Genomic DNA, 20,785 nt, shown 5'->3' with positions numbered 1-20,785 from the left:
TTGGGTCGGCTACCGCTGATGGTCAGTTGCGGCGAGCACGGCTGCCGGCTGGAGGATGCCACCACCGTCGACATCGAGATGGCGGCACGGCCGGCCGTCGGATCCAGTGCCGGTGGCCGCGCCGCTTGCCGACCTGGACCGCTACACCCACCAGGCGCTGATGACCGGCCGGGTCAGCCTGCTCGGCCGGGACGTGCCCGCCGGCGTGTGGTTCCGGCTGCTGCGCACGTTGCTGCACGAGGTGGGCCTGTCACCGAGCGCCGCCGGCAAGATCGGAGGCCGTGTGTTGACGCTGATCTGGGAGACCGTTGGGCAACCGGTCCGAGCTGGCATGGGCACCTGGAAGCCGTACGAGCACATGGACTGGCCCACCCAGGAGACGATGCTGCACGCCGCGGCGGTCGCGTTGCAGTTGGCCGCCGACGGTCGGATCACCGCTCGCGGCGTTCTCGGCGCCGCTATCCAGCCGACCACGCCGTTTCGGGTGTACGACGGTGACCGGCCCTCGCCATTCGGTACCGCTTGGCCGGACCTCACCGCCGCGGCGGAAACCGCGCTCGATCAGGCCCGCGCCGAATCCAACGGTGCCCGGCAACTCCTGGGGCTACTCACGATGTGCAGCCACCGCCAGGAGACATGGGAACGGCAGATCACCTTCCTGAAAGACGTCGGCGTCGCGGCCGGCTTCCTGCCGGATGGCGCCGAGTTGGACCTGCAGTTCCCCGCCAGTCAGCCAGCGACGGCCGCCGCGCGCAGGTAGCTGTAGACCGTCTCGCGACTGATCCCGAACTCCTTGGCCAGCGCGGACTTGCGCTCACCGGCGGCGACGCGCTCACGCAACTGCTGCGCCTGCTCGGCGGTGAGGGCGGGCTTGCGGCCGGTGTACACGCCGCGCTGCTTGGCCGCGGCGATGCCCTCGCGTTGGCGTTCCAGAATCAGTGCGCGCTCGAACTCGGCGAAGGCGCCCATCACCGACAGCAGCAGGGTGGCCATCGGTGAGTCCTCGCCGGTGAACGTGAGGCTCTCCTTGACGAACTCGACCCGCACGCCTTTGCCGGTCAGGGTGCGTACGAGCCGGCGCAGGTCGTCGAGGTTGCGGGCGAGGCGGTCCATCGAGTGCACGATGACCGTGTCTCCGTCGCGGACGAACGCGATCAGCTCGTCGAGCTTCGGCCGGGCGGTGTCCTTGCCGGACGCCCTGTCGGTGAAGACCCGCTCCACCTCGATCCCATCGAGCTGCCGGACCGTGTTCTGGTCGACGGTACTCACTCTGACGTACCCGACGCGCATCGTTTCGCCCTCTCCGACCCGGTTCTGTCAGGTTGGACTCTATGGGCCGACCAGACAAGCGTCAAGAAACGCCACACTGGACCCTAGTCTGACGTATTCCGGTGCCGGCCATGGGTGTGGTGTTGGGGTACACCCCAACACCACACCCACTGTCAGTGGGCATCGGACTGTGACTGCGCAACCGATGCCGCGGGCTTGGTCGCCAAGACGATCCCTTGCAGGGTCTTGTCCCCGGCCTCGGGCTGCGGCGGCGCGCCCGACCGAGGCCGGGCGCGCCGTCAGGTGGCGCTGCTAGATGATGCTGTTGAAGCCGTCCCAGCCGTGGCCGATCTCGCGGGAGTCCGGGGAGCTGAACGGGACTCCGTTGTCACGTTCGATGTTGTTCGGGTAGAGCCACAGGGTTCCGTCCGTCTTGCGGCCGACGAGGTCGGTGTAGCCGTCGCCGGTCACGTCCGCTCCGACGATCATGTCGAAGCCGTCCCAGCCGTGGCCGATCTGCTGGGAGGCGCTGAACGGGACTCCGTTGTCACGTTCGATGTTGTTCGCGTACAGCAGCAGCGTTCCGTCCGTCTTGCGGCCGACGAGGTCCGTGTAGCCGTCGCCGGTCACGTCCGCTCCGACGATCATGTCGAAGCCGTCCCAGCCGTGGCCGATCTGCTGGGGGGTGCTGTACGGAATGCCGTCGTCCCGGACGAAGTTGTTCGGGTACAACCACAGGGTTCCGTCCGTCTTGCGGGCCACGAGGTCGGTGAACCCGTCGCCGGTCACGTCTGCACCGACGATCATGTCGAAGCCGTCCCAGCCGTGGCCGATCTCGCGGGAGTCCGGGGAGCTGAACGGGACTCCGTTGTCACGTTCGATGTTGTTCGGGTACAGGATCATCTTCCCGTCGGCCTTCACCAGAAGCAGGTCAGCGTAACCATCACCGGTGGCATCGGCGTGGACGATCCGGTCGGCACTGCTCCAGCCGCTGCCGATCTGCTGGGAGGCGTTGTAGGGGACGCCGTCGTCCCGGACGAAGTTGTTGGCGTACATCAGCAGCGTTCCGTCGGACTTCCTCCCGATCAGGTCGTGGAAACCATCACCCGTCACATCGGCTGGGAAAGGGTTGTGTACGGGCGGCTCGGTGTTGCCGACGACGTTTCGATAGCGAAGCGCCACGTAACTGCTCGCCAGGTGCGAGTCGATCCGGCCGTCGGAGCCGCCCGTAAGCGTTTCCGTCCCGATCTTCACCGGATAGCTCCCGAAGGAGTAGTACTCGAAGGTGCCGGTCGACTGATTGATCCAGCGCTTGAAGAGGATGGCGTGCTTGGTCTTGTAGTTGAGGGCGTCGCCCGGTTGCAGGTCGTTCTTGTTGATCTGGGTTGCGACGGTGTCGAGGTTGCCGGTCCATGCCGAAGCGGAGAGGTGCCAGGCCATGGAGATGAACCCCGAGCAGTCCGTCCGATATTTTCTACCATTCTGGTCCGGGTACCACCCGGTCTGGCTGTACCCGATGCTTGCCCGGTTGTCGTACCAGTACTTGGCGCGGTTCAGGATCTCGTCACGGGTGATCTGGCCACCCACGCTGGAGGCAGCGTGGGCTGCCTGCGGGGCGCTGGTGACGGTGGTGGCAACGCCGGCGGTCAGGCCGATGCCGGCGGCCAGAGCGGCGCCGAGGGTCAGGCTGGTTAGCCGTCGAAACAACATGGCAGTCATGCTCTTTTCGTCATTCTTGATTCGGGATATGTTGCGCCGGCCGCGGTGTCGAGGAACGCGGCTGACGGGCGCAGGTCGGCTACTGTGCGCTCAGGCTCGGCGCTGCGATGAGTTCAAGCGCTACGGACTGGCGGGCGCGCTCTCTAGTCCGTCCCGGCGATTACCGTGCCTCGGACCCGTTCGCGTCGTCAATTTAGTCAATCCACAACCTGTTAGAAGCTCCATTCCATTCCCTCGCTCTGCTACTGAAATGACCGGAGGCCGTTGCCTTCAATTCGTGAATATGGGTAGAGCGCGTACGCGGCTGCTGATATCCCGGGCCACCTTCTCGGCGGAAGCGTGGTCAGCAGCCAGCACGAGCAACGCAACCGAGACGTGGTCGGGCCCGGCTCGTACCCGAATGTGTTCAACTTGCTCCTCACGTCGAACATGCGCCCAAACCAGGTCCCGTAGCACCTCGTCGCCGATATGCCGCAGGGGCGCCGGGCGGTCGAGTTCGAAGGTCACCATCCGCATGGTTAAGACCACTCAAAACCGCCGCCAGCCGACGCAGAACTCGCGACCGTCAACTCGAGGAAAAGAACTGTGGGAACGGGGGAACCGTAGCCCTGAATCGATACGTTCATGACATACTCCTCTTGTGGCAAGAATTGGAAGCAACTTACTTCCGACGGTTCGCTGAACTTCTTCCCTACGGATCGATGTTCCGTTGACTGGAAGCCTTCCGTCTGCGGCTTGCGATGTCACTACTTCCAAACTGGCAGCAAGGTGTCTGGCACTTTGCTGCCCACGGTCTACGACAGAAGATTCGAGCTTGCAGGCCGCCGATCATGCACGCATAATTAACCCACCATGGGGGAGGGTGAGGGCTGTCCATGCTGGAATCACTGGGAGTGTCAAGCCAGGCCGAACAGGTCTACCGAGCCATGCTGGCGCTACCCAACGTGGGCGTCCTTGGCCTCGCCACCCATATGGGACTCGACGAGACGACCGTCCGCACGGCGCTCGATGAACTTGCCGATTTAGCCCTTGTCCGGCCGTCCTCGGACAAATCAGGCGACCTGCGACCAGTATCTCCACAAACGGGTCTGGCAGCGCTCCTAGTTCAGGCCGAGGCGGAGGTACTACATCGTCAGCGTCAGGTCGAAGCCACTCGCGCAGCCATCAAATCCATGGCAACAAGTCATCTTGCCTCCCGCGACCAGGAGGGCGTACATCGACACGAAAGTGTGGACGCCGTCCGCTTCCGACTAGAGGAACTGGCGGCCAGCGCTGAGGTCGAGTGCGTCTCGCTTAACCCCGGTGGCGCCCAGGCCCCAGATGGTAGGGAGTCGAGCAAGCCGTTAAACCAACTCGCCCTCGAACGAGGCGTCATCATCCGATGCGTGTACCAGGACAGCTACCGCAACGACCGTGGAGTCGTCGGCTACGCACGCTGGCTCACCGATCTCGGTGGGCAGATCCGCACCAGCCCCACCCTGCCAATGCTGACAGTCGTAATCGACCGACGAGTGGCGTTGCTGCCACTCGATGCAACCGACACCCGCAAGGGCGCCGTTGAGGTCGATGACCCCAGCATAGTTGCTGTCATCTACGCCCTCTTCGAGCAGATCTGGCGCACCGCCCGGCCGATCGGCCTCGCACAGCCCATCGACATTCACAGCATCGAACCATCCGAACGCGAACTACTGCGCATCCTCGCCGACGGCCACACCGACGAGGCCGCCGCCCGCAAACTCAACCTCTCTCTACGCACCATACGAAGAATGACCGCCAGCCTAATGGAACGGCTCGACGCCCGTAGCCGCTTCCAAGCCGGCGTACGCGCCACACAACGCGGCTGGAACGACCTATAGGTAGAGAAGGACCACCATGACCACCAGCCGACCCAACCAACTCACTTCTCGCCCACGCCCATGTCAGGCGGTAGCGGGACGGTAGTCCAAGCCTTCGGGAGACGGCACGAGGACGGCGGCATATCGCCGGTCGGCGGTTATGTCGGCATCCTCGTCTACCTCGAAGCCGATCAGAGCACGCTGCAAAGGCACGCCACCGTGCACGACGGCTGCCACGTCGGCGAGCCAACGGTCGAGCGGGGAACGCCAAGAGAGCGACCCCACACCGCTGTGCTCGTCGAAGGGGTAGCCGCCGATTCCGCGATCAACTCGGACCAGAGCGCCGAGTGGCAGATAGAGGCCCAAGCTGTCGATGTCCTCGTATCGAGAAGAATACCCGCCGCAGACGACGCGGTCGCCGGACGGCAGCGTCAGCGTCCCTCGTAGGTGACCGTGCTCGAGCAACGCGGCGACGTCCACGAGTCCAGAAACGTCGACTCCGGCAACACGACAGCCGTCGACGCCTGCGGCACGCCAGAGCGTCCGTACGGCTCGGTCGAGGTTGTCATCATTGGCGGGACCGAGAATCAGGTACAGCTCGTAGAAACCGCCGGTCCAGTTCTCGCCGTCGTTCATGTCGTCTGCCTTCACGCCATCAAGATCTACGACCTGGCGGTCAACGTCACGTCTATTTCGGGCTTTCCGCCGTCGCGGTGAAGTGGATCACGGCTCCGCTGGACCGGGCTGACGTGCTGACCCGACGCGCTTTGCCGATGAGCGTGGGTCATGGTGCCACCATGGCCTAGCCGTAGTAAACGGCCGAAAACCAACGGCAACGCTGGTCAGAGCCCCGTTACCGCAGGGCAACGGGTGTCGCTCGTGCCGCCGCTTGACCAGCGTTGCCGTTGATTCCGGGCTGGAAGCTACGACTAGACGATCTATTCCAAGGGGTACGGGGACAGCGAAGAGAGGCGAGGGCGTCCATGATCGACGTTGCTGAGCAACGATGACCATGGAGGCCACGTGCACGTCGATCGGGACACCCTCGCCACCGCACTGTACGTGAAGATCGACGACGTGTTGAAGTCGTCGCCCCAGCTCACCCGCTGGCGACCCGCAATCGGGATCGCCCCGAAGATCACCGACGCCGAACTGATCACCCTGTCGGTGTTGCAAGCCCTGCTCGGCTACCACAAGGAAGCCCGCTGGATCCGTCACGCCCGCATGAACCTGACCCACCTGTTCCCCTACATCCCGAAACAGCCCGGGTACAACAAGCGGCTGCGGACACTCGGCACGCAGATCACCCACCTGATCCGGGTTCTGGCCCTGGACACCGACCTGTGGCAGCACCCGGTGCGCATCGCCGACTCCACCCCGGTGGAGTGCGGACGCTCCCGCGAGACCGTCAAACGCTCTGATCTGGCCGGGGTGGGCCACCTACGGCTACTGCGCCTCGCACTCACGTCGCTTCTGGGGCCTGCGTCTGCACCTGGTCACCACCGTGCACGGACTGCCCGTGGCATTCGCCCTGGCCACCGCCAAGACCGACGAACGCGAAGCACTCATGGACCTGTTCGACCTGGACACCGGCCTGTTGACCCATCCCGACGGGCTGACCCTGGCCGTGGACAAGGGCTACCGCGACGCTGCCACCGAACGACAGCTGACCGAACGCGGCGTCACCATGATCCGCCCCGCCTACCGGACCGAGCAGCCACGCCCCGGACGGACGCTACTACGCGCAGTACGACAAGGCATCGAGTCCGTCAACCAGACCCTCAAAGGTCAACTCGACCTCGAAAGACACGGCGGCCGTACCGCCACCGGCGTACTCGTACGCGTCGCACAACGCATCCTCGCGATGACCGCCGCGATCTGGCACAACTGGACCACCGGCCAACCCGTCATGCGCTCCCTCATCGCGTACGACCACTGATCCCTCGGAATAGATCGTCTAGGCGATTAGGCGGAGGGCTTGGAGCTCTCACAGGGGCTGCTGTTCGTCCTCGACGCCCGCGGCCGCCGATGGACGCTCTACTCCCCGGACCCCGGGTACACCGCCATGCTCGCCGCCGCGGCGGCCGCCGGCACCCTCGAACTCGAGTTCACCGTCATAGCCGCCAAGCCCCCCAGGGCCCCGGCAAAGTCGTTAGGTGATGCCGAGTAGGGCCAGTGGGCGGGTGCTGTCGCGGGCGTGATGTCGGTTGGCGGCGGCGATGTTGGTGACGCCGGCCAGGCGTAGGGCGCCGATCGCGGCGTTGCGTAGGGCGGCCATGACTTCGGGGCCGGTGCCGGTGCGGATCTGGGATCGGTCTTCGTCGTAGGTGACATCGCGGACCCAGTGGACCTTGTTCTCGATCGACCAGTGGTCGCGGATCCAGCCGGCTAGTTGGGTGGGTTTGGCCTGGTGGACGCGGATGTCGGTGATGGCGTAGACGGTCTCGGTGGTGAAGCGTTTCGGCTGGTCGAGGCGGCGTCTGCGGCGGCGGACCTGTAGAGCCTGGGCGGCGTGTGGGAAGTCGATGCCGGTGGAGACGGTGAGGATCTTGCAGGTGCGGATCTCGCGGCGGCCGTGTCCGCGGTCGGTGTCGCGTGCGGCGTCCGGGACCGCTTGCCAGGGCAGGCCGGCGAGTTGGGCGTGCAGGCTGGGCTGGTTGGCCTTGACGGTCAGGATCCAGTGCGCGCCGCGCTCGGCGAGGTAGGCGACGTGATCGCGTTGGCAGTGCAACGCGTCGGCGGTGATCACGGTGTCGCGCAGGTCGCCGATCTGGTCGAGCAGCGGTGCGAACCGGGTGACCTCATTGGTCTTGCCGTCCACATCGGTGCTGGCCAGGACCACACCGGTGGCCTGGTCGCAGGCCGCGAGAACATGCCGGGCTGCGGTATCGGTGGTGCGGGAGCCGCGCAGGGTCTTGCCATCCACGGCGATCGCCCGCCACGCCGTTGACGGCGCAGTCGCCGACCGTGCGGTGAGCCAGACACCGATCGCCCTGGTGAGCTGGTCCGGGTCTAGGGCCTGAAGGAGTCTGCGGATCATTGCCTCCGACGGACGCCGGTCCGGGGCGATACCCAACGCCAGCGCGGTCGCGGCCGGGACGTCGGCGACCCACTCCGCGATCGAGGTGTACGAGCGATAGCCGGCCACCACGGCGCACACCGCCGCAGTCACCACGACTGCCAACCGGTGCCGCACGCCCCGACGGGCGCGAGGATCCGGCAGGCCGGCCAGCGCTGCGGCCAGCCCAGCAGCGGTTTCGGGCACCGTAACAGCCGGTGCGCAGGACACAGACGAGATCAGCGATGATGGCAGCGAGGGCATGGCTCACTTCGGACGATCAAGGCTTCGACACCCTGATGATCATCTGAACCGGCCATGCCCGCCTTACTGCCCGCAACTCCGGCGCTTCTCAGCCGAATGCCTCATCCCGGACACGTCCACGACTTTGCCGGGGCCCTGCCCACATACCCAACGCCGCCCACCGGCAGCCCCGTACCCGGATCGGCCACAACAGCGGAACCCGCGAGTGCGTCAACGCGTCGCCGAGGGAATGAGTCAGGCAACCCAGCCCCAACGGCACACCCAGCCACCACCAACCACCCCCGGGACCCGGCAGCGCCGCCGCCATCACCCCGACAAGCAGCCCCACTCCCGCCGCACCGAACATCCCCCGCGTACGGCGGCGCAGCAATCCACGCGCTGCCAACGCCGCCGCCAACCCGGCGACCACCGCTGCGGCCACATCGCCCTCCAGCCAGCAGACCAGCGACACCACTAGTAGTGCTTTGTTAGGTCGTTGTGGCGTGTCGCTTGTGTGAGCATGGTGGCGGTGTTGGCTGCGGTGCGTGGATGAGCGGGAACTCGCCCGGGTGCGGGGGCGGTTGGAGGACTTCGCGGCGGGGATCTTCGCGGGGTTGCGGCGGTCGGATCAGCGGGCGACGGGTCTGCGGTATCTGCGGGGGTTGATGCTGGATGGCCGGCGGAAGTCGATGCAGCCGATGGCGCAGCGGCTCGGGGTGGATCATCAGCAGTTGCAGCAGTTCCTGACCTCGTCCACCTGGGATGTCGGCGGTGTGCGGCGGCGGCTGGCCACGGCCGCGGTCGAGGTGGTGGCGCCTGAGGTGTGGGTGGTCGACGACACTGGATTCCCGAAGGACGGCAAGGCCTCGGCGTGTGTGGCCCGGCAGTACTCCGGCACTCTCGGAAAGGTCGCCAACTGCCAGATCGCCGTCACGGTTCACGCGGCGACTGACACGGCGTCGGCGGTGCTGAACTGGCGGTTGTTCCTGCCGGAGTCCTGGGATGAGGGCTGCGTGCCCGGCCCGGACGGCAAGCCCGCCAACGTGCACGCCCGCAGACTGCGTCAGCAGCCGGTCACCCTCGATGCGGCCGGGGCGAAGAAGCCACACACCCGGGTGCGGCTGCCGCCCGCTGAGCAGATCGCGCAGATCCGCCGGCGCCGCACCGCGTCGAAGGTCCCGGACGCCGAGCGGTACCGGCCGAAGCGGCTGATGGCCCTGGACATGCTCGACGAGCTGGCCCAGTGGGGACTACGTCCGCCGCTGCTGACCGCCGACGCCGGCTACGGGCAGGTCGCCGAGTTCCGTCAGGGATTGACCGAACGCGGCATCGGCTACATTGTCGCGACCACGTCGTCGACCACCGCGCAACCCGGCGACGCCCAACCGGTCGAGGTGCCTTACGCCGGTGTCGGCCCACACCCCACACCGCGCTACCCCCAGCCGGCCCGCAGCCTGAAACACCTCGCCCTCACCCACGGCGCCGACGCCACGACGCTGGTGCGCTGGCGCGCCCGGCTACCCACACCCGACCGCGACCCGGACCAGCCCGCCGGTGAACTATCCGGGCACTTCTTCGCCCTGCGGGTGCGTCCCGCCGGCCGGGCCGTCCGACGCGGACCCCACCGCGGCGACGACGGGGTCCTGCCCGAATGCTGGCTACTCGTGCAATGGCCCCCCGGCCAGGACGAACCCAGCGACTACTGGCTGTCCGACCTCCCCGCCGGCACACCGCTTGCCGAACTGGTCCGCCTGGCCAAAAGCCGCTGGCGCATCGAACACGACTACCGCGAGCTCAAAACCGCCCTCGGCCTCGACCACTTCGAGGGCCGCTCCTGGACCGGCTGGCACCGCCACGTCACCCTCACCGCAGCCGCCCACCTGTTCCTCACCCAACTGAGGCTGACACGCCCAAAAGCAGCGGGGCAGACCTGAGCCTCTACGCCGTCCTGCGCGAACTGCAATACCTACTCGCGACCTGGCTCGGGTTCTGCCCCCTCTGCCACCAACTCGTCCCAACCTAACAAAGCACTACTAGGCCGGCGGCCACCGCGAACACTAGCGTGTGAGTCACCGCCCGATGTCCGCCCCGGCCCGTGCAACAACCACAAGATGAGCGCCGTAGTGCCGCAGCCCCCGCCGCCGTCCCTCGAGCGATCACACGCGTCACCGGGCCCAACGACCGAGCAACAACCGATCCTGGATGATCAATATCTGGCAGCAACGCGGCACCCGCAGCGACCGCCGCACCCACCACAACCGTCCCCGCTGCGGGCTGGGCGCCCCACACCGCGACCTCCGCGCACCCACACAGCCACATCACCGCCCCGGACAGCGCGTGAGATCGCCCCATCACCGTGGCACCACCTCGATCCGCCCACGCTCCACACCAGACGAGAGAAGCATCGCAGAAAGCAATGGCATCGATGTATCGCAGTCGAGTGCGGGGGCGGTGGATGAGGGTGCCGTTTCACGTTCCCGACCCCGATATAAAGATCAAATACTTGGCGGGCTGGGACAGCTACTCAAGCGAAGGCCGACACGTCTCAGTCGAGCACGGGGTTGGTGAGAGCAGTGCTGCCGCGGTGCTTCCGGTCCTCGCGCCGTGGCCGGCGCTGCGGTCCGGGTCACCTTGCCCCTGATGCCTCCGTGCCCGGCCGCCGTGGTGGCTTTGGGGGCCCCATTTGGCATCTTCTTCGTATGCACTCGGCCACGGTTGGGTGTGTTGTAAGGCTGCAGCCGTTCGTATAAGTAGGTCTTCGCGGTTGTGTTGGGCGACGATTTGGAAGCCCACAGGCGTGTTGTCAGGGGCGAAGCCGGCAGGGATGCTGGCTGCTGGATGGCCGCTGACGTTAAATGCCCAGGTCAGAGCTACATTCAGGCGCTTGCCTGGTCCCGCATGGCCGTGAGCGGTGTAGGGGGTTGTCGGGGTGACCAGGATATCGGCAGCAGAGAACAGTTTGGCTAGTTGGTGGGTGTTGTGCATGTGCAGTTCTTTGGGGTGAGTTTTATCGGTCGATGTTTGTGTTCTGAGTTCCTTCCATGCGGGTTCAGGGTCGTTCAGGATTAGATCGTGTTCGACCCATTGGAGGAATCCGTCCTTGGCGAGTCGGTTTGCGGCAGCATGGGCGATTCTTGCTATCTGCTGGTCGACCTCGGCGTAGCCGAGGTCGACTGACCACACTGCTTGGATTGGTCGCCCTCGTGGCGGGGTGGCGAGGTGTTCGGCAAGTCGTGTGCCGAGGATGGCGTCGAGGTAGCTGGTGGCGTCAGCGACAGTGCGGGCCAGCGGACCAGGTGCGTTGAGAGCGTTCACGGAGGACAGCAGGCCATTGGTGGTCTTAACGCCGAGCACGCCGCACCAGGCAGCCGGAATCCGGAGAGATCCGGCACCGTCGTTGCCAGTAGCCAGCGGTACGAGACCCGCGGCGACTGCAGCTGCGGAGCCGGCGGATGACCCACCGGGGGTGCGGTCGACTCGCCATGGGTTGGTGGTGGGCCCGCGGTCCGTATGCCCCCAGGTCTGCCAATCGGTGCCGCGAGGCACGGCCGTGGTGCCGATCGGGATACACCCGGCGGCGATGAGGCGTTTGGCGTGTAGCGAGGCGATGCCTTCGGTGGCCTTGATGCCGATCGGGACTCCGGCGAGAGGCAGGTTGACGCCGGTGCTGACAATGCGCTGTAGCTCGTACGCGGCACTACGTGCCTGGTCCGGCCAGACCTCTCGGAAGGCCCGTAGTTCGTGGTCGATGGCCGCGATACGTCTCAAGGCGGCCTCGACGACATCCACGGGGCAGAGTTGACCGCTGTTGACCATCCTTGCGATCTCGACGGCGTTGAGGGGCGCCGGGTCAGTGTCGGGGTTCAAACTCATCGCTGTGTGTCTCGGTCGGTCCCTTGTTCGTGGCCAGCCTGTTGGTAGGGAGGCCGATTTGTGGTCCTCGGCCCCTCCTGGCGAGGTACGCGAGTCGGGGTGGGGAAGGCGAGGGCTGCAGCTCGGGAGGCGTCGACTTCACTCAAGCGTTCCTGATATGGACGTCCTTTGTACTGCCACGACTCCAGCTCAGGTTGCAGCTCCTTTTGGATAGCCCGCTCGACTAGGACGGCCATCTCGACGGGGCCGATACCACCAGGTACCGGGGTAATGTTTTGCGGGATCTTGGTGGCCTCGGGGGAGATGTCACCAACTACTTTCCCGTTGGGTGCTGGCACGAATCCGGAGTCGACCACAAGCCGGTGGTGTGGACGTATGTGCTGTGGGCCAAGGATGCCCGGGCTGCCGGTTACCGAGACGACGATATCGGCTTCTCGAACTGCGTCCAGGTCGTCGCCGAGATCGAGTTGGCGCGGTTTGTGACCGTGCTCGGCGAGTCGGCTGACGACACCGCGCCCGACAAACCCGTGGGCTCCCACGACAGCGATGGATGGCGCATCCTGGGCGAAGGGTCGTACCACTCGCCAGATCCCTTCGGCAGTCGCACACACCTGCCGGCTGGATGCCTCAGTGAGGGCGTCGATGTCCTTGTGTGGTGCGATACCCTGCACAAATTGACGCAGCCGGGCCGGGACTGGCTGTTGCACGATGATTGCGGTTACAGCGGGGCTGATGTTAGCGCTTTCGATGGCGGCGCTGAACTGCGCTGGGGTGACGTGGGACGGAAGAACTAGATGGTCGGTATGTAGGCCAATTTTGGTAAAGTTTGCGACCTTCTGTTCGGCTGAGATCCGTGAGGCATCCGAGCGTATTTTCCAATCCGCAGGGTCGTGAGTTGCGGCCTCGACTCGGATGATTGTTGCTCTCTTGTCGAGAGATGCCATGGAGTCGCGGTAGCCGACGTAGAGATTATGGACGTTTCGTAGGATCTCTCGGCCTGAGATTTGGTTTTCGGTTCCAGTGACCATATTTGGCACCGTTCAGTTGGGCCAGCCGAGGTGCGCGAGTGTGGCGGGCACCGGCTCCAGAATGCGACCGCCGAGTAATTCGTGTACCTGATTCTCGGTCAGCAGGCGGTGATCCTCAAGTTTGTCCTGGTAGCGGTGGCCGTCCCAGGTTAAAGGGATGGCGGTGAATGTGTCTGGATCAAAAGCGTCGTAATAGGAGAAATTCCCGTGATGGGCGATCCAGGTAATGTTTCTGGGCTCGACGTTGAGGTGTTCCTGTGCAAGTTCTAGCGCCTGCATGGCAACGCCGGCCATGTCATCGGCAATGCCGTAGCTGTCGCTGTTGGAGCGGATCTCAGACGCTACTGCGGTAACCTGATCGCTGAGACGATATAGACGTACCAGGCAATGTGCCCGCCCGTTGCGGTGGTGCGACCAGTGCACGATTGCGCTCAGGTGACTGTCAGATTTGAGGACTGGCGAGTCATTGGTCACTTCTAGCACCTCCTGTTAGGCCAACCTGGTTGTCGTGACTACGGGCAGAGTAAGCGGCTCGCCAGTGGTGATGTCCCGCGCACCACGGTGCTGTGACAAGACCCCACCGAGCGGGAACCCGCCGGCTGCCTCACCCGCACGACACCGGAACCAAGGTCATCAAGAAAGGGACAGATCGGCGAGAGGAAAGCAATGACAAACCATTGAGAAGCCATCGGCATTGCCCAGGTCACCCGCCACCACCAGGGACAAGATCAACGAGAACCTACAACGTGATGCGGGTAGCCAACCGGGTGGCCTGCCCTGCCACGGCGGGGCAGGCCACCACGCGAGCTGTCGCGCTACAGCTCGACTCCCGCCTGGACGCCCTGCTCGCCGGCCGATTCCGGTTCGGTAGCTGGGCGGGGTGGGCGTCGGCGTCGCGGCGAGTTGGACTCTGGTGCGCCCAGTCCGAGGCGGGCCAGGTCGTCGGCGGTCCAACCGCCGGCCACCGCGGCGGCGTACCGGGTGTTGTAGTGGTCGGTTGCCTGGCGCAGGGCCTCGGCGAGTTGGTCTCGCTCGTGCCGCGCCGTAGCCGCCTCCCCGACCAGATTGGTGCGCTCCCGCAGCAGCGCGAGCGCGGCTTTCTCGGTTTGGCTACGGACGGCTTTAGCGGTCTGGTCGGCCATGGAGTCCTCCCCAATACGACGGCCGGGTGCTGTGGAGGCAGAGCATAGTGGGCAAGATCGATCCTTGTGTTACCGCCTTTCCACCCTTGCTTCCGGCCCGTGGGGGCGTCCTGGTTGTTAGCCAAGGACGGTGGCCAGGGTCAAGGGTGGGCCATGGGCCCATCGCGCAGCGACGCGTAGCGCCCTTGACGCTGGACGGCGGCCGGCTATCGTCTGCAGCCCTCACGGGGTGGGCTCCTGGTGTGTGCCGTCAGGGCCGTCGTGTAGATCAGGTACGCAGCCTGTTGCTCTTGATCAGGTCGATGAATGTGCTCCACCCCGTGGCGGTAATCAGTAGGGCTGGTCCGGAGGGGTCTTTGGAGTCGCGGATGCCGATGGCGTGCGGGGTCAGGGCGACCTCGACGCACTGGGCGTTCTCGTTCAGGCTGCGGCTGCTCTTGCGCCACAGAGCATGGTCAGCAGGGAAGTCAGGGTTCATGTCGTCGTCCTTTCACAGGGCGGCTCGATCGAGCAAAGCGTATTTGAGAGGAGAGCGGATGGTGGAGGGTGACCGGGGACGGTATGCAGGGCGGCTTAACGATCTGGGTAGGTGGAGCGAGCAGGATGCCGCTGATTTCGAGTCGGCCAGGGCGGCGATCGGTGCGGTGATCGCGGCCTACAGCAGTCGCTTGGGTCAGACGGTGGATGTTGAGGAGCGTGCCGCGTTGGTGGCGGCGCAGCAGCGGTATGCGCGGGAGAGACGCCTGTTGACTCTGGATGACCGGGAGCAGATCGAGCGAGTCATGCGTGACTATCCTGCGTTGGCGCGGGAGGTCTCGGAGCCGCGATGACCGCGAACACGGATCCGTCGATGTTCCGGCTTCCCGAGGAGGAGTCGCGGCGCATCTTCGAAGAGCAGATCAGACCGGTGTATACCGGCGCCGCGCGGGAACACCCGGTGGTCGTGTTCATCGCCGGGCAGCCGGGTGCGGCTAAGACCACCGTCGAGTCGCAGGTTGTTGTTCAGTTAGGGCGTGAGGAAGCGGTCGCGGTTGACGGGGACGACCTTTTTGAGTACCACCCGGACTACGCCAGGCTGGCTGCCGAGAACGATCAGACCGTGCGTGCGCTGCTAGCTGATGCTGCTAGCCGGTGGTGGACGATGCTCGCCGAGCACATTCGGGGGCAACAGTGTGATGCCGTCATCAGCGCACCGTTGGCCGGGGCGGACTGGGCAGCGGCTCGGTTCGACGAGTTCCACCAGGCCGGGTACCGGGTGGAGTATGTCTTCGTCGCGGTGCAAAGCGCGCAGTCTGTTAGCGGTCCTTGACCGGTATCAGCGGGAGAGAAACGAACACGGTGTTGGCCGCTTCGTGTCGCCCGAGATCCATGACAGGGCGTACCCGGCCGTGCTTGTCACAGCTGATCGGCTGGAGGATGAGCGTCTCGTTGACGCGGCGTATGTGGTGCGCCGCGGTGGCGAGACTCTCTACCGCAACGCCCTGGACGAGAGCGGCAGCTGGAGCGAGCCGGCCCGCTTGCGAGAGGCGATCGAAGGCGAGCGATCACGGGCATGGACGGCCGAGGAGCGCGACGACTTTTCGCAGCGTGCACGCTCTACGGCAGAGCGCATTGGTGAGCATCTCAAGCCGGCTCTCGCTGAGGCGGTCCGTAGGGCTGTGGCTCACCTCGACTCTGCTGCCGACCGTACGTTCACTGATACCGCGGTCCGGGCGTTCCCCTCGCCGACCAGGGCGACTCTGAGTCAGGCGACAAGTGACCGGGGCAGCGTTACAGGTACATCCTCGGTGAGGGGTGTAGGTGGCGATCGGGCGGCCTCCCGGTAATGGGCACTACACGGTGTCCGACTACGTCCGGTGGAGGTCGATTTCGTTCGGAGCCTCGGCGTGCCCACCGCGCTCGTCCTGACGGAGGAAGTTGGAGTAAAAGTCTGACTTTTGGTCAGACGGGCCGCGTAGCGGCCGGCCGCAACGCGGCGGTTGATGCTCGTCGGAAGGGTGGTCGATGTGGCTGATCCGGCGCAGGTCGGTGTGGTCCGGTTCGGTGCGAGCCACCGCCGGCGGCGTGCCCATACCGATGATGATCCGCGTGTGCATCGGGTGACTGTGCGGTTGTCCGAGGCGGAGGCGGCGGCGGTCGAGGCGAATGCGGCGGCGGCCCGGTTGGCCACTTCGGCGTATCTGGCGGAAGCCGGGTCGGCGCCGCTCGTGCCCGCTTCCGCCGGCCCGGATGGCGCCGCGGAGACCGGGCCATTGTTGGTTGAGCTGATGGGTGTGCACCGGCAGGTACGGGGCGCGGCGCACAACCTCAACCAGGCGGTGGCGCGGCTGCACTCGACCGGTGAGCCGGCCGGGGACCTGACCGCGACCGCGGCATACCTGGCGCGGGTCGCGGCGCGCGTTGACGACCTCGTCACCGCGATCGCCGCCGCGCAGACGGGTCGCCGCTGATGATTCCGAAGGTCACCTACGGCAGTCGGGTCCGCGGGTTGTTGGAGTACCTGTGGGGGCCGGGAAAGGCTGAGGAACATGTCAACCCGCACTTGGTTGCCGGGTACGACGACGTCGCGCTGCTCGCCCCACAGCAGCGTGCGCACAACGACGGCGGCTGGTCGCTGGAGGAGTTGGCGGCGCGGCTGGACGCGCCGCAGATCGCCGCCGGTGAGCGCGGAGTGCGCCAGTACGTGTGGCAGTGCTCGTTGAGCCTGCCCGCGCAGGAGGGCCAGCTCGACGACGCCACCTGGTCGCGTATCGCGGGCCGGTTCGTGACCGGGATGGGTTTCGCCGGTGACGCCGAGCGGGCCGGGTGCCGATGGATCGCGGTGCGCCACGGCCTGTCCGCAAAGGGCAACGACCACATACATGTGGTCGTCACCCTCGCTGCCGAGGACGGGGCACCGGTGTGGCTGCGGCAGGACAAGCGGCGCAGCCAGCAGGTCGCCGACCTGCGGGAGGACGAGTTCGGCCTGGGTAAGTGGACACCCGGCCGGGCCGGTACGACGAAGCGGCCGGAGTTGACCCGGCCGGAGGTCGACCGGGCCCGGCGCAGCGGCCAGACACCGGAGCGGGAGTTGCTGCGCCGACAGGTCCGAGCAGCCCTCGCTGGAGCCGAGGGCGAAGCCGACTGGGTGGCGAGGATGAAGGCCGCGGGCCTACTGGTGGCACCCCGCACCGCGGCAACGGACTCGCAGCAGGTGGTCGGGTACGTGGTCGCGGTGCAACCGACCAGTTCTGGCCGACCGACCTGGTACGCGGGGGGCAGCTTGGACGGGGACCTCAGTCTGCCCCAGGTCCGTAAACGGTGGCCCGATGTCGAGCGACCCACGACGAGCCAGTGGAAAGCAGCGGGGTCCACGGAATCACCGCGGATCCGGCTGAGCGGTGAGGACCGGATGGCGGTGTGGCGATCCTCGGCCACCGCGTTGGAGGCGATCAGCGTCCGGCTGACCCGGATCGCTCCCGACTCGCCGCAGTGGCCGGCCGCTACCCGGGCCAGCGCCGAGCTGCTGGCCCGGGTAGCGGCGGGCGCCGAACCATCCGGGCGGGGTCCGGTGACCCGCGCCGCCGATGCCCTGGCGCGTGCGGCGGCACCACCGCGTCGCGCACCGGCGCCAGCAGCGTCGTCGGTGGCCGCCGAGTTGGGCCGGGTGGCGGATGCGTTGCTGGTCGCTGGGCACGCCCGCAACGGCGGGGAGGCAGCCATCCTGCTGGCCGTGGTGGTTCAGGCGGCGCGGCTGGTTGTGGCGCTGGCCGAGCTGCGGGCCGCCCAGCAGCAGGCCCACGCCGCCGGCGCAGCTGCCGCCGCCGCGGCGCATCTGATGCCCCTGCTGCAGCCCGGCGTCCCGCGCGTCGACCAGGTGCAGGTGCCGGCCCAGAGCAGCACGCCGCAGGCGCAGCCCCACACCGTGCCCGGCCCGGTCCGACCCCGAGATCTGAGCGGGGGCGGGGAAGCGCAGCGATGAGGAGGACGAGGTAGTGCCCGACAACGAGATGGCCGAGATCCACCAGCGGGCTACCGCGGCGGTCACCGCCATGATCCAGGCCGCCGGCGAGGTGGCGCAGGTACTCATCGAGGCCCGCATCATGCAGCTGCAGCGCGCGGCGCGTGCCAGCGACGAGCAGGCCCGCCGGATACGCGCCCAAACCCGTGCCGCGCAGCAGGCCGACGCGGCGGTGTGGCGGCCAGCGATGCGGACGGGGTGGTGGCGCACCGCGGGGACGGAGGACATCGCCCGGGTGTGGCGTGCCGCATCCACGTGGCACCACGTCGACCCCCGGGCGCAGCAGGCGCGGCAGATGGTCGTCGACCAACTCGCCAAACGGGCGGGCCGGGTGGGGCCCGAGACACACAAGCCCGCAGCGGAACCGGACGGCATCGAGGCGCTGTCTGATGCCGTCGACCGTGCGGTGTCCGAGGACACGGAACAGTCTCAGCGGCTGCCGATGTCCGCCGAGGCGGTGAGCGACAGGCACGAGCGGATGGCCGCTGAGGTGCACAAGGCATGGCCTGGGCAGCGAGCCGACACGGTGATCGGGTGCGAGGCCTGGGGTGCCCTGGCATACACCCTGGACCAGGCGCAGCACACTGGCCACGACGTGCAGCAGCTTCTACGCGGCGTGTCCAGGTTCGTGGACCGGGCCCAGCGGCCAGCCGCCTACGCGTGCCGGGTGGTGCAAGACCAGCTCGACGAAACCGTTGATCTCGGCACAGTGCGGATGCAGAGCCGACACGGCACCGAGCCGGCAGCGGTGGCCGCGTCCGCGTTTCCGCAGTCAACGATTTCGGCGGTCACCGAGGTCGCCTCAGCCAGTGAGGAACAGCAGCCTACTGTCCGCCCTGCCACGTCGAGTGTGTCCATGGCGGCGCCGGGCCGATAGCGCCGAGCGCCACCGACCCCCATTACCTGCCGCACCTGCCAGCGCGCCCAGCCCCGATCCATCCAACTGATCGACGCTGCCCTCACGCGGCAGGATGGGTGATGCGCTGTACCCCGCTGTCCATCCGCAGGACCTATCCGGGCATGTGGATTACGGGTAGGCCGTCGCCGTAGCGGTGCCCCTCGCTGGTCAGGATCGACGCTTGATGTTCCAGCGCTGCCCGTACCGTCGTGGCCAGGTCGGCGCGGCTGGTGACCTGGCGCCAGTAGGCCAGCTCCAGCCAGTCTTCACCCCAGGTCGGCAGTACCACGCAGGCATCCATACCCAGCAGCGCGTGCAGGTCTTCGCGGCCTTTCGGATCGGCCAGCAGCGCCAGGGCCTCGGCGACGGTGACGCTGGTGACGCCTACCCGCTGCCGGTCGGTGACCACCTCCGCTACCGGCTCGACAGCGTGGATCGACCCGGCCACGTACGCCAGCACCGCCGACCGGTCCAACACCAGGGTGATCGGAGCCCCCTGGTCCTCGGCGCTCACGCGGCCGGTGCCTGCTGGTCGCCGTCGGACAACCCGCGCTCCATGTGCTCACGCACCTGCTGCTGCAGCGCGGCGTACCGCTCGGGCGTCCACTCGGCCTGCACCGCGTACCGGCGAGCACGAGCTGCCGCCATCCCTTCCTCAGTGATGGCGACGCCCCGCCGAGCCTGCTCGGCGCGGAACTGCTCCCACGCCCGCTGCGCACGCACCGCCCCCGTCACATAGGCGCTCGCCCGCCCCTTGCCCTGGCTCTCCAGGGTCTCGGCCACATCCGGAGGCACGCTGATCGACAACTTACGGAACTCAGTCATACCGAAACCTTACTTCGGTAGTACCCGCGATGTCGGCAAGCGCGCCAACGGGTGTTGACGGCCCCCCTACCTCGGCTCCCTATCCACAGCATGTGGATAGAACATGTGTACGAATGTTTCCGGTCGGTGCCAGCAGCCGTGCCTGCCGCAGGTGGGCGGGCCCGCGTGCAGTTAGCCGGCGGATCAGGTCGTCGAGGCAGGTGGTTAGGTCGTTGAGCGCGGAGAATTCGTAGTGGGTGCACTAGACGATCTATTCCGAGGGATCAGTGGTCGTACGCGATGAGGGAGCGCATGACGGGTTGGCCGGTGGTCCAGTTGTGCCAGATCGCGGCGGTCATCGCGAGGATGCGTTGTGCGACGCGTACGAGTACGCCGGTGGCGGTACGGCCGCCGTGTCTTTCGAGGTCGAGTTGACCTTTGAGGGTCTGGTTGACGGACTCGATGCCTTGTCGTACTGCGCGTAGTAGCGTCCGTCCGGGGCGTGGCTGCTCGGTCCGGTAGGCGGGGCGGATCATGGTGACGCCGCGTTCGGTCAGCTGTCGTTCGGTGGCAGCGTCGCGGTAGCCCTTGTCCACGGCCAGGGTCAGCCCGTCGGGATGGGTCAACAGGCCGGTGTCCAGGTCGAACAGGTCCATGAGTGCTTCGCGTTCGTCGGTCTTGGCGGTGGCCAGGGCGAATGCCACGGGCAGTCCGTGCACGGTGGTGACCAGGTGCAGACGCAGGCCCCAGAAGCGACGTGAGTGCGAGGCGCAGTAGCCGTAGGTGGCCCACCCGGCCAGATCAGAGCGTTTGACGGTCTCGCGGGAGCGTCCGCACTCCACCGGGGTGGAGTCGGCGATGCGCACCGGGTGCTGCCACAGGTCGGTGTCCAGGGCCAGAACCCGGATCAGGTGGG

General features: G+C 66.6%; 22 protein-coding genes and 5 pseudogenes. 10 read left to right on the top strand and 17 right to left on the bottom strand.

Annotated elements, in window-relative coordinates; translation table 11 throughout:
* Positions 1-112: 112 nt before the first annotated feature.
* Entirely contained in the window at positions 113-760 is a 648-nt protein-coding gene (locus SALPAC6_RS29345) for a hypothetical protein (RefSeq protein ID WP_162561546.1), read from the top strand.
* On the opposite strand, the gene SALPAC6_RS0107260 is transcribed toward SALPAC6_RS29345, so the two are convergent.
* The 3 genes from SALPAC6_RS0107260 to SALPAC6_RS0107250 all read right to left on the bottom strand — a co-directional run bounded on the left by SALPAC6_RS0107260 (position 730) and on the right by SALPAC6_RS0107250 (position 3,498).
* Entirely contained in the window at positions 730-1,290 is a 561-nt protein-coding gene (locus SALPAC6_RS0107260; protein ID WP_018252760.1) for a recombinase family protein, read from the bottom strand. The two genes, SALPAC6_RS29345 and SALPAC6_RS0107260, sit on opposite strands and share 31 nt — an antisense overlap.
* Before the next feature lie 291 nt (positions 1,291-1,581).
* Positions 1,582-2,979 (bottom strand): FG-GAP repeat domain-containing protein, encoded by a 1,398-nt coding sequence (locus tag SALPAC6_RS0107255; RefSeq protein WP_018252759.1) that lies wholly within the window; start codon positions 2,977-2,979, stop codon positions 1,582-1,584.
* Positions 2,980-3,258: 279 nt separating this feature from the next.
* The gene (locus tag SALPAC6_RS0107250) at positions 3,259-3,498 is read right to left on the bottom strand and encodes a hypothetical protein (RefSeq protein WP_223874357.1); all 240 of its coding nucleotides are present in this window, start codon (positions 3,496-3,498) and stop codon (positions 3,259-3,261) included.
* Positions 3,499-3,863: 365 nt separating this feature from the next.
* On the opposite strand from SALPAC6_RS0107250, the gene SALPAC6_RS30005 reads away from it, so the two are divergent.
* Positions 3,864-4,844 carry a helix-turn-helix domain-containing protein gene (locus SALPAC6_RS30005; protein ID WP_033666921.1) on the top strand — a complete coding sequence of 327 codons (981 nt, stop codon included), beginning with the start codon at positions 3,864-3,866 and terminating at the stop codon, positions 4,842-4,844.
* A gap of 63 nt (positions 4,845-4,907) precedes the next feature.
* On the opposite strand, the gene SALPAC6_RS25500 is transcribed toward SALPAC6_RS30005, so the two are convergent.
* Positions 4,908-5,474, bottom strand: a complete 567-nt coding sequence (locus SALPAC6_RS25500; RefSeq protein ID WP_018252756.1) for a hypothetical protein — start codon at positions 5,472-5,474, stop codon at positions 4,908-4,910.
* 372 nt (positions 5,475-5,846) lie between these two features.
* On the opposite strand from SALPAC6_RS25500, the pseudogene SALPAC6_RS25495 reads away from it, so the two are divergent.
* Both SALPAC6_RS25495 and SALPAC6_RS0107230 read left to right on the top strand, forming a co-directional pair.
* Positions 5,847-6,762: pseudogene (locus SALPAC6_RS25495) on the top strand (IS982 family transposase).
* 39 nt (positions 6,763-6,801) lie between these two features.
* Positions 6,802-6,993, top strand: a complete 192-nt coding sequence (locus SALPAC6_RS0107230; RefSeq protein WP_018252754.1) for a hypothetical protein — start codon at positions 6,802-6,804, stop codon at positions 6,991-6,993.
* Here the strand turns inward: SALPAC6_RS0107230 and SALPAC6_RS0107225 are convergent.
* Together SALPAC6_RS0107225 and SALPAC6_RS27380 are read right to left on the bottom strand one after the other, a co-directional pair.
* On the bottom strand, positions 6,976-8,088 hold the full coding sequence (locus tag SALPAC6_RS0107225; protein WP_188115237.1) for an ISAs1 family transposase: 1,113 nt from the start codon (positions 8,086-8,088) through the stop codon (positions 6,976-6,978). The two genes, SALPAC6_RS0107230 and SALPAC6_RS0107225, sit on opposite strands and share 18 nt — an antisense overlap.
* A 145-nt stretch (positions 8,089-8,233) precedes the next feature.
* A pseudogene (locus tag SALPAC6_RS27380) lies at positions 8,234-8,599 on the bottom strand (hypothetical protein); the annotation flags it as partial.
* 70 nt (positions 8,600-8,669) lie between these two features.
* Here SALPAC6_RS27380 and SALPAC6_RS0107215 point away from each other — a divergent pair.
* Complete coding sequence (locus SALPAC6_RS0107215; protein WP_018252752.1) at positions 8,670-10,058, top strand: IS701 family transposase; 1,389 nt, start codon at positions 8,670-8,672, stop codon at positions 10,056-10,058.
* Between the two features lie 94 nt (positions 10,059-10,152).
* Here SALPAC6_RS0107215 and SALPAC6_RS27375 read toward each other — a convergent pair.
* The 6 genes and pseudogenes from SALPAC6_RS27375 to SALPAC6_RS0107185 form a co-directional block, all read right to left on the bottom strand.
* Positions 10,153-10,476, bottom strand: a pseudogene (locus SALPAC6_RS27375) (metal-dependent hydrolase); the annotation flags it as partial.
* A 168-nt stretch (positions 10,477-10,644) separates the two neighbouring features.
* Positions 10,645-11,997 (bottom strand): amidase, encoded by a 1,353-nt coding sequence (locus SALPAC6_RS27370; RefSeq protein WP_080636016.1) that lies wholly within the window; start codon positions 11,995-11,997, stop codon positions 10,645-10,647.
* The gene (locus SALPAC6_RS31180; RefSeq protein ID WP_162562059.1) at positions 11,994-12,941 is read right to left on the bottom strand and encodes a bifunctional 5,10-methylenetetrahydrofolate dehydrogenase/5,10-methenyltetrahydrofolate cyclohydrolase; all 948 of its coding nucleotides are present in this window, start codon (positions 12,939-12,941) and stop codon (positions 11,994-11,996) included. The genes SALPAC6_RS27370 and SALPAC6_RS31180 overlap by 4 nt, the downstream gene beginning before the upstream one ends.
* A 96-nt stretch (positions 12,942-13,037) precedes the next feature.
* The gene (locus SALPAC6_RS29340; protein WP_162561533.1) at positions 13,038-13,499 is read right to left on the bottom strand and encodes a hypothetical protein; all 462 of its coding nucleotides are present in this window, start codon (positions 13,497-13,499) and stop codon (positions 13,038-13,040) included.
* Positions 13,500-13,840: 341 nt separating this feature from the next.
* Positions 13,841-14,167 (bottom strand): hypothetical protein, encoded by a 327-nt coding sequence (locus SALPAC6_RS0107190; RefSeq protein WP_018252748.1) that lies wholly within the window; start codon positions 14,165-14,167, stop codon positions 13,841-13,843.
* Between the two features lie 268 nt (positions 14,168-14,435).
* Complete coding sequence (locus tag SALPAC6_RS0107185) at positions 14,436-14,645, bottom strand: DUF397 domain-containing protein (RefSeq protein ID WP_018252747.1); 210 nt, start codon at positions 14,643-14,645, stop codon at positions 14,436-14,438.
* 58 nt (positions 14,646-14,703) lie between these two features.
* Here SALPAC6_RS0107185 and SALPAC6_RS0107180 point away from each other — a divergent pair, with 58 nt between their 5' ends.
* Positions 14,704-14,997 (top strand): hypothetical protein, encoded by a 294-nt coding sequence (locus SALPAC6_RS0107180; RefSeq protein WP_018223861.1) that lies wholly within the window; start codon positions 14,704-14,706, stop codon positions 14,995-14,997.
* Positions 14,994-15,993: pseudogene (locus SALPAC6_RS31175) on the top strand (zeta toxin family protein). Before SALPAC6_RS0107180 ends, SALPAC6_RS31175 begins: the two are co-directional and overlap by 4 nt.
* Positions 15,994-16,014: 21 nt before the next feature.
* Here SALPAC6_RS31175 and SALPAC6_RS28875 read toward each other — a convergent pair.
* A complete protein-coding gene (locus SALPAC6_RS28875; RefSeq protein WP_018252746.1) occupies positions 16,015-16,263 on the bottom strand; it encodes a hypothetical protein in 249 nt (82 codons plus the stop codon).
* Here SALPAC6_RS28875 and SALPAC6_RS0107170 point away from each other — a divergent pair.
* The 3 genes from SALPAC6_RS0107170 to SALPAC6_RS0107160 are packed head-to-tail and all read left to right on the top strand — an operon-like array spanning position 16,258 to position 19,044.
* Positions 16,258-16,617 carry a plasmid mobilization protein gene (locus tag SALPAC6_RS0107170; protein ID WP_018252745.1) on the top strand — a complete coding sequence of 120 codons (360 nt, stop codon included), beginning with the start codon at positions 16,258-16,260 and terminating at the stop codon, positions 16,615-16,617. The two genes, SALPAC6_RS28875 and SALPAC6_RS0107170, sit on opposite strands and share 6 nt — an antisense overlap.
* Positions 16,617-18,128 carry a relaxase/mobilization nuclease domain-containing protein gene (locus tag SALPAC6_RS0107165; RefSeq protein ID WP_018252744.1) on the top strand — a complete coding sequence of 504 codons (1,512 nt, stop codon included), beginning with the start codon at positions 16,617-16,619 and terminating at the stop codon, positions 18,126-18,128. The genes SALPAC6_RS0107170 and SALPAC6_RS0107165 overlap by 1 nt, the downstream gene beginning before the upstream one ends.
* Before the next feature lie 13 nt (positions 18,129-18,141).
* Positions 18,142-19,044 carry a hypothetical protein gene (locus SALPAC6_RS0107160; protein ID WP_018252743.1) on the top strand — a complete coding sequence of 301 codons (903 nt, stop codon included), beginning with the start codon at positions 18,142-18,144 and terminating at the stop codon, positions 19,042-19,044.
* 133 nt (positions 19,045-19,177) lie between these two features.
* Here SALPAC6_RS0107160 and SALPAC6_RS0107155 read toward each other — a convergent pair whose 3' ends face one another.
* The 4 genes and pseudogenes from SALPAC6_RS0107155 to SALPAC6_RS25475 form a co-directional block, all read right to left on the bottom strand.
* Positions 19,178-19,579: a hypothetical protein gene (locus tag SALPAC6_RS0107155; protein ID WP_018252742.1), complete on the bottom strand. Its 402-nt coding sequence runs from the start codon at positions 19,577-19,579 to the stop codon at positions 19,178-19,180.
* A complete protein-coding gene (locus SALPAC6_RS0107150; protein WP_018252741.1) occupies positions 19,576-19,890 on the bottom strand; it encodes a hypothetical protein in 315 nt (104 codons plus the stop codon). Before SALPAC6_RS0107150 ends, SALPAC6_RS0107155 begins: the two co-directional genes overlap by 4 nt.
* Positions 19,887-20,128, bottom strand: a pseudogene (locus tag SALPAC6_RS30945) (hypothetical protein); the annotation flags it as partial. The pseudogene SALPAC6_RS30945 and the gene SALPAC6_RS0107150, both read right to left, overlap by 4 nt.
* 25 nt (positions 20,129-20,153) lie before the next feature.
* The coding region (locus tag SALPAC6_RS25475) for a transposase (protein WP_018252740.1) at positions 20,154-20,785 on the bottom strand (632 nt) is incomplete at its 5' end.

Source organism: Salinispora mooreana, assembly GCF_000379065.1.
Lineage (GTDB): Bacteria > Actinomycetota > Actinomycetes > Mycobacteriales > Micromonosporaceae > Micromonospora > Micromonospora mooreana.
This window is presented reverse-complemented; position numbering and strand designations above follow the sequence as displayed.

Bases quoted from the DNA above. Each gene is read 5' to 3' on its own strand.
- SALPAC6_RS30005 (WP_033666921.1), top strand. From the start codon at position 3,864: ATGCTGGAATCACTGGGAGTGTCAAGCCAGGCCGAACAGGTCTACCGA.
- SALPAC6_RS0107150 (WP_018252741.1), bottom strand. From the start codon at position 19,890: ATGACTGAGTTCCGTAAGTTGTCGATCAGCGTGCCTCCGGATGTGGCC.
- SALPAC6_RS0107185 (WP_018252747.1), bottom strand. From the start codon at position 14,645: ATGAACCCTGACTTCCCTGCTGACCATGCTCTGTGGCGCAAGAGCAGC.
- SALPAC6_RS0107190 (WP_018252748.1), bottom strand. From the start codon at position 14,167: ATGGCCGACCAGACCGCTAAAGCCGTCCGTAGCCAAACCGAGAAAGCC.
- SALPAC6_RS31180 (WP_162562059.1), bottom strand. From the start codon at position 12,941: ATGGCATCTCTCGACAAGAGAGCAACAATCATCCGAGTCGAGGCCGCA.
- SALPAC6_RS0107255 (WP_018252759.1), bottom strand. From the start codon at position 2,979: ATGTTGTTTCGACGGCTAACCAGCCTGACCCTCGGCGCCGCTCTGGCC.
- SALPAC6_RS0107260 (WP_018252760.1), bottom strand. From the start codon at position 1,290: ATGCGCGTCGGGTACGTCAGAGTGAGTACCGTCGACCAGAACACGGTC.
- SALPAC6_RS0107180 (WP_018223861.1), top strand. From the start codon at position 14,704: ATGGTGGAGGGTGACCGGGGACGGTATGCAGGGCGGCTTAACGATCTG.
- SALPAC6_RS28875 (WP_018252746.1), bottom strand. From the start codon at position 16,263: ATGCACACGCGGATCATCATCGGTATGGGCACGCCGCCGGCGGTGGCT.
- SALPAC6_RS27370 (WP_080636016.1), bottom strand. From the start codon at position 11,997: ATGAGTTTGAACCCCGACACTGACCCGGCGCCCCTCAACGCCGTCGAG.
- SALPAC6_RS0107165 (WP_018252744.1), top strand. From the start codon at position 16,617: ATGATTCCGAAGGTCACCTACGGCAGTCGGGTCCGCGGGTTGTTGGAG.
- SALPAC6_RS0107250 (WP_223874357.1), bottom strand. From the start codon at position 3,498: ATGGTGACCTTCGAACTCGACCGCCCGGCGCCCCTGCGGCATATCGGC.